Origin of the sequence: Streptomyces sp. NPDC048506 (assembly GCF_040651315.1) — a bacterium.
GTDB lineage: Bacteria > Actinomycetota > Actinomycetes > Streptomycetales > Streptomycetaceae > Streptomyces.
In genome coordinates this window covers 135,750-148,872 of record NZ_JBEZIX010000011.1, presented here as the reverse complement: position 1 = coordinate 148,872, position 13,123 = coordinate 135,750, and the positions used below count along the sequence as shown (strand labels likewise).

Sequence of the window (13,123 nt, the reverse complement as noted above, 5' to 3'; positions counted from 1 at the left end):
GGGAGCCCGCACGTCATGAACCAGCAGCAGCTGTCGGGCTACGTCCCGACCCCGCCCGCCGCCCGGATGGAGAACCACGGCAGCGCCATGGTGAAGATCGCCATGCAGAGCGGCCAGGACGTCTTCGCCCGCACCGGCTCGATGGTCGCCTACCAGGGCTTCGTCCAGTACGAGCCGAACCCGCCCGCCGTCCGTCAGATGGCCTCCCAGTGGCTGACCGGCGAGGGCGCGCCCCTGATGAAGTGCTCCGGTGACGGCCTGCTCTACCTGGCCGACTACGGAGCCGACGTGGTCTGCATCAACCTCAACGGCGAATCCCTCTCCGTCAACGGCACCAACCTGCTCGCCTTCGACGCCCACCTCCAGTGGGGCGTGCAGCGCGTCAAGGGCATGGCGAAGTTCGCCGGTCAGGGACTCTTCAACGTCGGGATCTCGGGCACCGGCTGGGTCGCGCTGACCTCCCGGGGCACGCCCATCGTCGTCGACTGTGGCCGTGGCGAGGACGAGACCTATGTGGACCCGGACGCCCTGGTCGCCTGGTCGACGAACCTGAAGATGAAGGGCAAGCGCAGCTTCAAGGCGTCCTCGATGATCGGGCGCGGCAGCGGCGAGGCGTACCAACTGGGCTTCTCCGGCCAGGGGTTCGTCGTCGTCCAGCCCAGCGAGGACAGCACCGACCGGCTCCGGGCCCGGGGCTGAGGGGGAGGACCGAACACGCCATGCAGAGTCCGCTTTTCGCCTTCACCGAGGCACAGACCCAGGACCGCTACGCCCTCCAGAACGGCCAGCTGCTGCGGGTCGCCCTCCAGGGCCACGACGACGTCCTCGCCCGCAAGGGGTCGATGGTCGCCTACCAGGGACTGTTGGAATTCGACGGCAACTACCAGACGCCCGGGCAGCAGCGGGCCCGCGCCCACTCCGGTGAGGGCCTCGACCTGATGCGCGTCTCCGGGCAGGGCACGGTCTATCTGGCCAACCTCGCCCAGTACGTGCACGTCGTCGACGTCGACCACGACGGGCTGACCGTCGACAGCAGCTACGTACTGGCGCTGGACTCCGGCCTCCACTGGGAGGTGGTCTCCGTCGACAGCCAGTACGGGATCTCCGGCACCGGCAAGTACCAGCTGAACATCTCCGGGCAGGGCAAGGTCGCCCTGATGACCTCCGGTCAGCCGCTGATGTTGCAGGTCACGCCCGACAAGTACGTCAACGCCGACGCCGATGCGGTGGTCGCCTGGTCCGCGTCGCTACGGGTGCAGATGCAGGCGCAGACGCACTCCTCCGGGGTGTGGCGGCGCCGCGGCAGCACCGGTGAGGGCTGGGAGCTCAGCTTCCTCGGCCAGGGCTTCGCGCTGGTCCAGCCCAGCGAGCTGCTGCCGCCGCAGAACGCGGTCGTCGGCTCCGGGCTGGCCGCCCAGTTCGGCATGGGCCAGCAGGGCGCCCGGGGCATGAACCAGGGCAACATCTTCACCAACTGACCGGCCGCCCGGACGTGTTCGGCGCCCGCCCCGAGGAGAAGGTGCGAGCGCCGGACGCGTGGGGCCGATGCCGAGCCGGTGTCAGGGCGGCCGTGCGATGACAGGGCGTCCGGCCGGTGTCAGGGCGTCCGGCCGGTGTCTAGAGGAGCGCCCGGGCGCCGTCCACCAGGCGCGCCACCGACGCATCGGCGACGCCGGGCACCTCGTCGTACGCGAACCAGCGCAGGTCCAGCGACTCGTCGCTGATCGCCGCCACCGCGCCTTCGGGGGCCAGCGCCGCGTACTGGACGTCCAGATGCACCGCACAGGGCGTGTGGTGGCGGTCCAGCCGCACCGGGCCGCCGGGCAGCAGCGTCAGCCCCTCGGCGATGCCCGACTCCTCGCGCGCCTCCCGCAGCGCCGCGTCGGCCAGCGAGGCGTCCTCCGGCTCGCAGTGGCCGCCCATCTGGAGCCACATCTCCAGCTTGCGGTGGAGGGTGAGCAGCACCCGGCCGCCGACCGGGTCGATCACCAGCGCGCTCGCCGTGAGGTGCCCCTGGGCACAGGGCTTCCACATGCCGTCCTGATGGGCGGCGAGATGGTCCAGATACGCCAGCCGCAGCCGTTCCTGTTCGGCCGACGGCGCGGGCCACTCCTTGAGCACCCGCGCCGCATCCGCGTGCAGACTCACTTGTCGCCGTCACCCTTGCCGTCGCCGGGCGTCCCTTCCGGGCCGTCGCCCTTCTGCGCGGGCCCGCCCGGACCGGACGTGTCGCCGCGCGCCGCCTCGCCGAGCATCTTGTCGAGCTCGGAGAAGTCCAGCTGCTCGTGGTGCACAAAGCCGTCCGGGTCGTCCAGGTCGGCCGCCGTCGGCAGCATGTCCGGGTGCTCCCACAGGCCGTCCCGGCCGTCCAGGCCCCGGGCGTCGGTCAGCGACGCCCACAGTCGCGAGGCGTCCCGCAGCCGGCGCGGACGCAGCTGGAGACCGATCAGGGTGGAGAACGTCTGCTCGGCCGGGCCACCGCTCGCCCGGCGCCGCCGCAGCGTCTCGCGCAGCTTGTCCGCGGACGGCAGGTGCGGCTTGGCGGCGGCGTGCACCACCGCGTCCACCCAGCCCTCGACCAGCGCCAGGGCGGTCTCCAGCCGGGCCAGGGCGGCCTTCTGCTCCGGGGTGTCCTCGGGCTGGAACATGCCCTGCTGTAGGGCGTTCTGAAGCTCTTCGGGGTGCTGCGGGTCGATCTGGCCGACCACGTCCTCCAGCTTGGTCGTGTCGACCTTGATGCCGCGCGCATAGCCCTCGACGGCCCCGAACAGATGCGAGCGCAGCCACGGCACATGGGCGAAGAGCCGCTGGTGGGCGGCCTCGCGCAGGGCCAGATACAGCCGCACCTCCTCCTCCGGCACGCCCAGTCCGGCGCCGAAGGTGGCGATGTTCCCGGGCAGCAGCGCGGCCTTCCCGGCCGGGCCCAGCGGCAGCCCGATGTCCGTCGAACCGACGACCTCACTGGCCAGCACGCCCAGCGCCTGGCCGATCTGGGTGCCGAACATCGCGCCGCCCATGGAGCGCATCATCCCCAGCAGCGGGCCCGCCATGGCCTGCATCTCGCCGGGCAGCACCTCTCCCATGGCCGCGCCGACCCGCTCGGCGAGCGGATTGACCAGGTCCTTCCACACCGGCAGGGTCTCCTCGACCCACTCGGCGCGGCTCCAGGCCACCACCGAGCCGGAGCCCGACGGCAGCGACGTCACACCGTCCAGCCACAGGTCCGCCAGCCGCACGGCCTCCTCGACCGCCGACCGCTCGCCCGGCGACAGGCTCGCGTCCTTGCTGCCGTCCTGGGCGCCCTGCGCGACGGTCTGCCGCGCGATGTCCTTGGCCATGTCCCAGTTCACCGGGCCGCCCTCGTACGAGAGCATCTGGCCGAGCTTCTGGAACGCGGCTCCCAGGTCACCAGGGTTCATCTCGCCGCCGGGACCGCCCATGCCGCCGAAGAGCGCCGCGAACGGATTGTCCGCGCCGCCGCTCCCGCCGCCGAACCCGAAGGGGTCCGCGGGGCCCTGGCTACCTCCCTGGCCGCCCTTCTTCTTGCCGTTGTCGCCGTCCTCCGGCTCCTCCGGCGGAAGGCCGAATCCAAATGGGGTGTCACTCACGGGTTTCCTCGGCTCGTAGGGCCGCCGACCAGGTGGCCGACGGCGGCTGCCCGACATCACCTCCAGCGTAGACACCCGGACCGCTTCGGGGCTCGGTGCTTCGCCGTCCCGGTGGCTGGGGCAGGATGGACGCCACCTGGTGCGGACGCGTCAGCACACGCCCGCACTGAAGACAACCGCTGGAGACGCCCGGTGAGTTCCCCAGATCCGACCGTTCGCGCAGCGCGAAACGCTGCGGCCCAGACCGAGCAGGCAGGCGACCCCGCGGCCGGCGCCGCGGACCGGCCGCTGCGCCGGCCCGTCGTCGCCGTCACCGGAGCCGCCTCCGGGGTCGGCGCGCTGCTCACCCGTGCCCTGGTCGCATCCGACGAGGTCAAGGCGGTGGTGGCCATCGACGAGCGGCGCGGCGACGTCGCCGAGGCGCAGTGGCACGTCCTGGACGTCCGCGACCCCGCCATCGCCGACAAGCTGCGCGGCGCCGACGTCGTCGTCCACCTGGCGCTCGACCTCGACCTGGAGACCGACGCCACCGCGCGCACCGCCTACAACGTGCGCGGCACCCAGACCGTGCTCACCGCCGCCGCGGCCGCCGGCGTCCACCGGGTGGTGCTGTGCACCTCCGCCATGGTCTACGGGGCGCTGCCCGACAACGATGTGCCGCTGGCCGAGGACGCCGAGCTGCGGGCCACCGCGGACGCCACCGGAGTCGGCGACCTCCTGGAGATCGAGCACCTGGCGCACCGTGCGCCCCGGGCGCACCCGGGCCTGAACGTCACGGTGCTGCGCCCCACCGTCCTGGTGGGCGGCACCGACACCGCGCTCACCCGCTACTTCGAGTCGCCGCGCCTCCTGGTCGTCGCCGGATCCCGTCCCGCCTGGCAGTTCTGCCACGTCGAGGACCTGGTCAGCGCCCTGGAGTACGCGGCGCTGGAGAAGGTCGACGGAGAGCTGGCGGTGGGCTGCGACGGCTGGCTGGAGCAGGAGGAGGTCGAGGAGCTCTCCGGCATCCGCCGCATGGAGCTGCCGTCCTCGGTGGCGCTGGGCGCCGCCGCCCGCCTCCACCGCATCGGCCTGACGCCGTCGCCCGCCGGGGACCTCGCCTACACCATGCACCCCTGGGTGGTCAGCGGCAGCCGGCTGTACGACGCGGGCTGGCGCCCCCGGTGGACGAACGAGGAGGTGCTCGCCGAGCTCCTGGAGGAGGTCGCCGGACGGCACACCGTGGCCGGCCGCCGGCTGGGCCGCAAGGACGCCACCGCCGCGGGTGCCGCCGGTGCCACCGTCGCCCTGCTGGGCACCGCCGCGCTGGTGCGGCGCGCCCGGAAGGCCCGCCGCCGGATCTGAGCCCCTCCAGGCGCGCGGGCCTGGAGGAGTCTCCATACCGCGGCCGGGACGACCGGCAGATCCGGCCATTCCGCGCCGTGCCCGTGTACGGCACGATGGGGGTATGTCTGGCACGCCCTCCCCCTCGACGCCCGGCCGCGACCACCCCGGTGAGCTGGCCGCGGCGGATCCGATCCGGCTCCTGGAGATCCGCGACACCGCGCTGTCCGTGGACGAGGTGTTCGCGGCGGTCGGAGATGCGGCGGCCGGTGGCACGGCCCTGTTCGTCGGCACCGTCCGCTCCCACGACAACGGCGCCGACGTCGACGCCCTGGGCTACTCCGCGCACCCGACCGCCGAGGCGGAGATGCGCCGGATCGCCGAGAAGGTGATCGCCGAGTACCCGGTGCGGGCACTGGCCGCCGTGCACCGGGTGGGCGAGCTGCGGATCGGCGATCTGGCCGTCGTCGTCGCGGTGTCCTGCCCGCACCGGGGCGAGGCCTTCGACGCCTGCCGCAGGATGATCGACGACCTCAAGCACGAAGTGCCGATCTGGAAGCACCAGACGTTCTCGGACGGAACCGAGGAATGGGTGGGAGCCTCTTGAAGGACGGGGTAGGCGCCTTGTGATGACCCGGGGGAGGCGCTCCCGGGCGCGGGGCCGGATCCGGTGCCTGCGCGGGGCCGTTCGGCTTGCGTAACCCGCCCCCTGGCGTGAGCGTTGACCTGGCAGATGGTTAATCTGCTTATTCGTCGATTGCGGTTGTGCAAGGGGTTGGGAGGTAGCTGATGGGTGCGCTCCTCTGGTTGCTGATTCCGGTTGGCGCCGGGGTGATCGCCGCGGTGTGGAGCAGTTGGGCCCTGAGGCACCGCAAGACCGGGGACGTCGAGGAGCTCGCGGGCTACGCCCGGTTCCGTGACGCGATGGAGAAGCAGCATTCCGTTTCCGACCCCGCGCCGGCCGCCCCCGACCGGGCCTGAGACGCGTCACCCGTACGCAGTAGCAAGCACCGCCCGGTATGCCGCGTCTTCGCACGGGCGGGAGCCCGATCCCGTACGGACGGCCCCGCAGGCCGGTTGTCATACCTGTCCCGTACTGTCGTTCCATGCCACGCCGCACCGCGACGCTGCTCGCGTCGACCCTGATGCTCATCGCGCTGCTCTGCGCGGGAGTGCTCATCCCCGTGCCGTACTCGGAGATGTCGCCGGGGCCGACGGTGAACACGCTGGGTGACCACGATGGCGAGCCGGTGTTGCAGATCGCCCGGCACAAGACCTACTCGACGACCGGTCACCTCAACATGACCACCGTCCGGGTCACCGGCCCCGACTACCGGATGAACCTCCTTGAGGCGGTCTACGGCTGGCTCGACCACGACAGCGCCGTGGTCCCGCACAAGACGCTCTACCCCGAGGGACAGACCGCCGAGCAGGCCGACCAGCAGAACGCCGAGGAGTTCAGCCAGTCCCAGGAGAGCGCCAAGGTCGCGGCCCTCCGCCAGCTGCACCTCCCGGTCGCCACCCAGACCGTCGTCGGCTCGGTCGTGAAGGACAAGCCGGCCGACGGGCTGCTGCACGCCGGCGATGTGATCAAGGCCGTGGACGGCACGGCGGTCAAGCAGACCGGTGACGTCGCCAAGCTCGTCACCAAGCACAAGCCCGGCGAGAAGGTCGTCTTCACGATCATTCCGGCCAAGGAGGCGGCCGCGGCGGAGAAGCGGGGCGAGAAGCCCGAGACCGGCGCGCGGCAGGTCGCGATCACGACGCAGAAGGCGGACGACGGCCGGGCGATCGTGGGCATCCAGGCCGCCGTGGACCACATATTCCCGTTCCCCATCGACGTCAAGCTGGCCGATGTGGGCGGCCCGAGCGCCGGGCTGATGTTCGCGCTCGGCATCGTCGACAAGCTCACCCCCGGCTACCTGACCGGCGGAAAGTTCGTGGCCGGTACGGGCACGATCGACGACCAGGGCAAGGTCGGCCCGATCGGCGGCATCTCGATGAAGACGGTCGGCGCGCGTGACCAGGGCGCGGAGTTCTTCCTGACGCCGAAGGACAACTGCGCCACCGCGGCCAAGGACACCCCGCAGGGGCTCCGCCTGGTCAAGGTCGACACCATAGGCGACGCCATCAAGGCGTTGGACAAGATCCGCACCGGCGACCTCGCCGGCCTGCCGAGCTGTAGCCCGGCAGGCGGGAAGTAACGCCGGTCCGGCCCCGGAGCTTCAGCTCTCGAAGCCCGCGGGCTCAGCCCTCGAAGGTCGCGGCGAGTGCGTCGGCGAGGCCCGGCACCAGACCCGATCCGGTGAGCACCTCGGCGGTGGAGTCCTTCTCGCGCAGCCGCAGGGCCGACTCCCGGCGGCCGTCGCGCAGCACCGCCACCGTCATCCGGACCTCCTGGCGCTCCGGGTGCTCGGCGACCCACTTGGCGAGCTGTGCCTCGTCCATGCCGGCGGGCTCGGACGCCTCGGCGGCCGGCGGCAGCATGAGGCGCTCCACGGTCAGTGCGCAGCCGGTGACGGCGTCCGGCCAGGCGATGGTGGCGAGGAACTCGTCCAGCGGGACTTCCGCCGGGATCTCGTCCTGTTCCACGGGGGTCAGGGAAGCGGTGCTGGAGTCGTCGATGCCGAGCTGGGCGGCGAGCGAGGGCTCCTGCGCACGCAGCTTGGCGGTGTCGACGAGGGCGAACAGTCGGGCGGGCTGGTCCCAGCCGAGCCCCGCGGTGTACTCGTCGATTTCGAGCACCGCGCGGGTCAGTGGGTCGGCGGCAAGGGGGGTGCCGTCAACGGGGAGGTTGGTCATGCCCAACATCGTGCCTTGTCCACCCCCGAAATCGGGAACTGGGTAAAGCCTTCGTAAGTTGCATCAGTGGGTCCTAGTATCGCCGGGCCTGCCCCACACGACAGCGAACTTCGAGGTGCGCACCTTGGCTTTCCAGATGCCGGACCGCGGCTCAGGCCCGACAGGGCCACGGATCAGAGGCGGCCGACCATCGCGGCGGATCCGGACCCTGCTGATGACACTGGGAGTGCTGGCCGTGCTGGCCATGCTCTTTGTCATGTTTGCGGGGTTCTGGACCGATTGGCTCTGGTATCGCTCGGTCAAGTACTCCTCGGTCTTCACCACCACCCTGTGGACCAAGATCGGCCTGTTCTTCTTCTTCGGCGTCCTGATGGCGGTCGCCGTCGGCGTCAACGTCTGGCTGGCGCACCGACTGCGGCCGCCGCTGAGCGCGATGTCCATGGAGCAACAGAGCCTGGACCGCTACCGCATGAGCATCGCGCCGTTCAAGAAGTGGGCGCTGATCGCGATCACGGCGGTGGTCGGTCTGATCGCCGGCGCCTCGGCGTCCGGTGAGTGGCGCACGTGGTTGCAGTGGGTCAACGGCGTCCCGTTCGGTACGACGGACCCGCAGTTCGGCAAGGACATCTCCTTCTACACGTTCGATCTGCCCTGGTACCGCTTCCTGTTGAGCTTCGGCTTCGCCTGCGCGGTGCTGTGTCTGGTCGCCGCGGCGCTGACCCACTACCTCTACGGCGGACTGCGGCTGACCAGCCCCGGCTCACGGGCGACCGCCGCGGCCACCGGCCATCTGTCGGTGCTGCTCGGCCTCTTCGTCTCGCTCAAGGCGGTCGCGTACTGGCTCGACCGGTACGGACTCGCGGTCAAGTCCAGCGGCCTGAAGTCGGCCGACAACTGGGCGGGCCTGCGCTACGTGGACGCCAACGCCTACCTTCCGGCGAAGACCATCCTGTTCTTCATCGCGGCGATCTGCGCGGCGCTGTTCTTCGCGACGCTGTGGCGGCGGACGTGGCAGCTGCCGGTCATCGGCTTCGGCCTCATGGTGCTCTCCGCGATCCTGATCGGCGGCCTGTACCCGGCCATCGTGCAGAAGTTCCAGGTCCAGCCGAACGAGCAGGCCAAGGAAGCGCCGTACATCAAGCAGAACATCAAGGCGACCCGCGACGCGTACGACATCCAGGACTCCGCGGTCACGGCGTACAAGGGCAACTACAAGCCGTCCGGCAAGGAGGACAGCCAGCGGCTGCGCGACGACGCCGACACCACGGCCAGTCTGCGGCTGCTCGACCCGAACGTGGTCTCGCCGGCCTTCCAGCAACAGCAGCAGGCGAAGGGGTACTACCAGTTCCCCTCCACCCTGGACGTCGACCGCTACAAGGACCAGGACGGCGCCGAGCAGGACACCGTCATCGGCCTGCGCGAGCTGAACATCGCCGGTATCCCCGAGCGCAACTGGATCAACGACCACTTCAAGTACACCCACGGCTACGGCGCGGTGGCCGCCAAGGGGACCGAGACCGCCGACGGCGGCGGCCCCAAGTACACCGAGTCGGACCTGCCGGCCAAGGGGCAGCTCCCCCCGTACGAGCAGCGGGTGTACTACGGCGAGAAGACCTCCCAGTACTCCATCGTCGGCGGTCCGCAGAAGGAGCTGGACTACTCCGACGACCGCACCGGCGAGAAGAGCTACAGCTACAAGGGCAACAGCGGGGTCAGCCTCGCCAACCCGATCAACCGCGCCGCCTACGCGGTGGCGTTCGGGGAGCCGCAGATCCTCTACTCCGGCGCGATCGGCGACGGCTCGCGGATCCTGTACAACCGCACGCCCAAGGAGCGCGTCGAGTCCGTCGCCCCCTGGCTGACCATCGACGGTGACGCCTACCCGGCGGTCATCGACGGCCACATCAAGTGGATCGTGGACGCCTACACGACGAGCAACGGCTATCCGTACGCCTCGCGCACCACGCTCGGGGACACCACGGCCGATTCGCTCACCGACGGCCAGCGGGCGGTGGTGGCCCAGCAGAACCAGGTCAACTACATCCGCAACTCCGTCAAGGCGACGGTGGACGCCTACGACGGGTCGGTCAAGCTCTACCAGTGGGACGAGAAGGACCCGGTCCTCAAGACCTGGATGAAGGCCTTCCCCGGCACCGTCGAGAAGAAGAGCGCGATCAGCCAGTCGCTCAAGGAGCACCTGCGCTACCCGCAGGACCTCTTCAAGGTGCAGCGCCAGCTGCTGACGACGTACCACGTCACGGACCCGGGGACCTTCTACACCGGCTCCGAGCGCTGGCAGATCCCCAGCGACCCGACGACCAAGTCGGGCAACGCGGTACCGCCGTACTACCTGAGCATGAAGATGCCGGACCAGAAGGACCGGACGTTCTCCCTGACGACCACGTTCACGCCCAACAAGCGGGACAACCTGGGCGCGTTCATGGCGGTCGACGCCAATGCGACGAGCGCGGACTACGGCAAGATCAGACTGCTGAAGCTGCCGTCGCAGACACCGGTGCCCGGTCCGCAGCTGGTGCAGTCGAAGTTCAACTCCGATCCGAACATCGCCAACGAGCTCAACATCCTCAAGAAGCTCGGCGACTCGGAGATCGAGTACGGCAATCTGCTGACCGTCCCACTGGACGGCGGACTGCTCTACGTCGAACCGGTGTACCTGCGCGGTGCCAGCACCAACTACCCCCTGCTGAAGAAGGTGTTGGTCAGCTACGGCGACGAGAAGCCCGTCCTGGAGAACTCCCTCAAGGACGCGCTGGACGTGGTCTTCGGCAAGAAGGCGCCCAGTTCCGGCGGGACGGAGAAGCCGCCGGGCGGCACCGACACGGGCAAGCAGCCGCCGTCCGACCAGACGGTGCAGCAGGCCCTGTCCGACGCGGAGAAGGCGTACGAGGAGGGCGAGAAGGCCCTCGGACGGCGCGACCTGGCCGCCTACGACGAGGCCAAGAAGAAGCTGAAGGCCGCGCTGGACCGGGCCGCCAAGGCGGCCGAGAAGGGCGGTGCGTCGGGCGGCTGATCCGCCCGGCAGCGGTCTGGGACCTGCGGCCGCCGGTGCGAACCGGCGGCCGCGGAGCCGCTCCGGCGCGAGGGGCGGCGCGGTGCCGTGATACGTTGAGGGCACAACGACGCGGGGTGGAGCAGCTCGGTAGCTCGCTGGGCTCATAACCCAGAGGTCGCAGGTTCAAATCCTGTCCCCGCTACGGAACGCCGAAGGCCTGGATCCTCAAGGATCCGGGCCTTCGTCATGCGTCGTCATACGTTTCGGTGTGATCGGGGAGAAGGCCGGGTCGCGCGGCCAATGTAGGGAACCTGTGTGCTTGAGTTTGACTTGTCGTTGTGTCGGGAAGTCGACAAACCGCTGAAGTGACCTCACTGGCTGCGGTATACCAGGTGTACGCGGGTTACAGGTGATGCGACGATGGGTCTTATGGGGGACAAGGCAAGGTTGTTGGAGACGGACCGGTTTGTACATGCGCCCGACGACGGGCGCGAACCCGAGCTGGCGATGGACGCGATGGAGGCCGCGGAGGCCGCCGAGGCGTCCGACGCCGTGACAGAGACCGGCCACCGCCGGGCCGCCGAGGCGGGCGACACCGCCGCGATGAGCGCGCTCGGCGCGATGCTGCTGCGCCGCGGTGACCTCGACGGCGCCGAGCCGCACCTGCGCTCCGCGGCCGCCGCCGGGGACCGCGCCGCGGCCAACAACCTCGGCGTACTGCTCCACCAGCGCGGCTACGGGGACGAGGCGGCCGGCTGGTGGCGGATCGCCGCCGTCGCCGGCTCCGCCGCCGCGGCCCACGCCCTCGGCCGCCACTACCGCGAGCGCGGCGACGAACCGGCGGCCGAGTACTGGCTGCGCCAGTCCGCCGAGTCCGGCCACTGCCTGGGCGCCTACGCGCTCGCCGACCTGCTGGAGCACCGCGGGGACATCGGCGCCGAGCGCTGGTTCCGCGCCGCCGCCGAGCGCGGCCACCGCGAGGCCGCGTACCGCCTCGCCCGGCTCATCGAGGACGGCCGCGACACGGACCGCCGGACGGTGCCCGCGTACGGCGAGCTGACCCAGCAGGAGGAGGCCGAGCAGTGGTACCGCCAGGCCGCCGCGCGGGGCCACCGTCGGGCCGCTTTGCAGCTGGGCGCGCTCCTGGAGGACCGCGGCGACATCCAGGAGGCCGGCCGCTGGTACCTGTCCGCCGCCAAGGACGGTGAGGCGCGCGCCGCCTGCGCGCTGGGCTACCTGCTGCGCGACGCCGGTGACGAGGAGAGCGCCGCGGAGTGGTGGCGGCGGGCCGCCCAGGACGGCGATGGCAACGCCGCCAATGCGCTGGGGGCACTGCACGCCGACCGGGGCGAGGTGCAGAGCGCCGAGCGCTGGTACCGGGTCGCGCTGGAGGCCGGTGACGTCAACGGCGCCTACAACATCGGGCTGCTCTGCGCCGAGCAGGGCCGGGCCGGACGCGGCGAGCAGTGGTACCGCCGGGCCGCCTACGCCGGGCACCGCGAGGCCGCCAACGCGCTGGCGATCCTACTGCTCCAGCGCGGCGACGCCTCGGGAGCCGAGCCGTGGTTCTCCAAGGCGGCCGAGGCGGGCAGCGTGGACGCCGCGTTCAACCTGGGAATCCTGTTCGCCGGCCGCGGTGACGAGCGGACGGCGCAGACCTGGTACGAACGGGCGGCCGCGGCCGGGCACACCGATGCGGCGCTCCAGGTCGGGATCGTGCAGCTGCGGGACGGCCGGCTGGCGGACGCGGAGCGCAATCTGCGCTGTGCGGCCGACGGCGGTAGCGCCGAGGCGGCCTTCCGGCTGGCGGACCTCCTCGACCGCAAGGCCTCGGCCGCGGGCGACGGGCCGGCGGACGGCGAGCGGCCGGCCGACGACGAGAGCATGCAGTGGTACGAGCGGGCCGCCCGGCAGGGCCACCGCCGCGCCCAGGTGCGGGTCGGCATGTTCGCGGCGGCCCGCGGCGAGGTCGTCGAGGCCGCCAACTGGTACCGCGCGGCGGCCGAGGCCGGCAGCCGCAACGGTGCCTTCAACCTCGGGCTGCTGCTGGCCAGGGAGGGCAGCCTGCCCGAGGCGGCCCTGTGGTGGCAGCGCGCCGCCGAGGGCGGGCACGGCCGGGCCGCACTGCGGCTGGCGCTGCTCGCCGCCCGGCACGGCGCCCTCGCCGAGGCGCAGGGCTGGTGCGCGCGGGCCGTCGACCTGGGACCGCCGGAGGTCGCGGAGCGCGCGGCCCGGCTGCGTACGGCGCTCCAGGACGAGCTCAGCGCCTAGGGCACACCCACGGCGCGCGCAGCTCCCTCCGGGCCCCGGAGCCGGGTCCTCGGGCCCGGGGGCCGGGGGCCCGGAAAGGGATTTGCACTGGTCGTCGGGCCGGGGT

At 71.4% G+C, this 13,123-nt stretch carries 11 protein-coding genes and 1 tRNA gene; 9 read left to right on the top strand and 3 right to left on the bottom strand.

Annotated elements, in window-relative coordinates; all coding sequences use genetic code 11:
• Positions 1 to 15 precede the first annotated feature (15 nt).
• On the top strand, positions 16 to 699 hold the full coding sequence (locus AB0C96_RS11585) for an AIM24 family protein (RefSeq protein ID WP_362916122.1): 684 nt from the start codon (positions 16 to 18) through the stop codon (positions 697 to 699).
• A gap of 20 nt (positions 700 to 719) precedes the next feature.
• Complete coding sequence (locus AB0C96_RS11580; RefSeq protein WP_362916120.1) at positions 720 to 1,478, top strand: AIM24 family protein; 759 nt, start codon at positions 720 to 722, stop codon at positions 1,476 to 1,478.
• Positions 1,479 to 1,617: 139 nt separating this feature from the next.
• Here AB0C96_RS11580 and AB0C96_RS11575 read toward each other — a convergent pair whose 3' ends face one another.
• Positions 1,618 to 2,148, bottom strand: coding sequence for an NUDIX hydrolase (locus tag AB0C96_RS11575; RefSeq protein ID WP_362916118.1), 531 nt, complete (start codon positions 2,146 to 2,148; stop codon positions 1,618 to 1,620).
• Complete coding sequence (locus AB0C96_RS11570; protein WP_362916116.1) at positions 2,145 to 3,608, bottom strand: zinc-dependent metalloprotease; 1,464 nt, start codon at positions 3,606 to 3,608, stop codon at positions 2,145 to 2,147. The genes AB0C96_RS11575 and AB0C96_RS11570 overlap by 4 nt, the downstream gene beginning before the upstream one ends.
• Before the next feature lie 192 nt (positions 3,609 to 3,800).
• On the opposite strand from AB0C96_RS11570, the gene AB0C96_RS11565 reads away from it, so the two are divergent.
• From AB0C96_RS11565 to AB0C96_RS11550, 4 genes are all read left to right on the top strand, one after another.
• Complete coding sequence (locus tag AB0C96_RS11565) at positions 3,801 to 4,952, top strand: SDR family oxidoreductase (RefSeq protein ID WP_362916114.1); 1,152 nt, start codon at positions 3,801 to 3,803, stop codon at positions 4,950 to 4,952.
• A 103-nt stretch (positions 4,953 to 5,055) separates the two neighbouring features.
• Positions 5,056 to 5,538 (top strand): molybdenum cofactor biosynthesis protein MoaE, encoded by a 483-nt coding sequence (locus AB0C96_RS11560; protein ID WP_362916112.1) that lies wholly within the window; start codon positions 5,056 to 5,058, stop codon positions 5,536 to 5,538.
• Positions 5,539 to 5,720: 182 nt separating this feature from the next.
• On the top strand, positions 5,721 to 5,912 hold the full coding sequence (locus tag AB0C96_RS11555) for a hypothetical protein (protein ID WP_362916110.1): 192 nt from the start codon (positions 5,721 to 5,723) through the stop codon (positions 5,910 to 5,912).
• Between the two features lie 125 nt (positions 5,913 to 6,037).
• Positions 6,038 to 7,135 carry a PDZ domain-containing protein gene (locus AB0C96_RS11550; RefSeq protein ID WP_362916108.1) on the top strand — a complete coding sequence of 366 codons (1,098 nt, stop codon included), beginning with the start codon at positions 6,038 to 6,040 and terminating at the stop codon, positions 7,133 to 7,135.
• Positions 7,136 to 7,178: 43 nt separating this feature from the next.
• Here AB0C96_RS11550 and AB0C96_RS11545 read toward each other — a convergent pair whose 3' ends face one another.
• Positions 7,179 to 7,733: a PPA1309 family protein gene (locus AB0C96_RS11545; RefSeq protein WP_362916106.1), complete on the bottom strand. Its 555-nt coding sequence runs from the start codon at positions 7,731 to 7,733 to the stop codon at positions 7,179 to 7,181.
• A gap of 136 nt (positions 7,734 to 7,869) precedes the next feature.
• Between AB0C96_RS11545 and AB0C96_RS11540 the strand changes: the two genes are divergently transcribed.
• The 3 genes from AB0C96_RS11540 (at position 7,870) to AB0C96_RS11530 (ending at position 13,017) form a co-directional block, all read left to right on the top strand.
• Entirely contained in the window at positions 7,870 to 10,764 is a 2,895-nt protein-coding gene (locus AB0C96_RS11540; protein WP_362916205.1) for a UPF0182 family protein, read from the top strand.
• A 110-nt stretch (positions 10,765 to 10,874) separates the two neighbouring features.
• Positions 10,875 to 10,948 (top strand) — tRNA-Met (locus AB0C96_RS11535).
• Positions 10,949 to 11,166: 218 nt separating this feature from the next.
• Positions 11,167 to 13,017, top strand: coding sequence for a tetratricopeptide repeat protein (locus AB0C96_RS11530; RefSeq protein WP_362916104.1), 1,851 nt, complete (start codon positions 11,167 to 11,169; stop codon positions 13,015 to 13,017).
• Positions 13,018 to 13,123 lie beyond the last annotated feature (106 nt).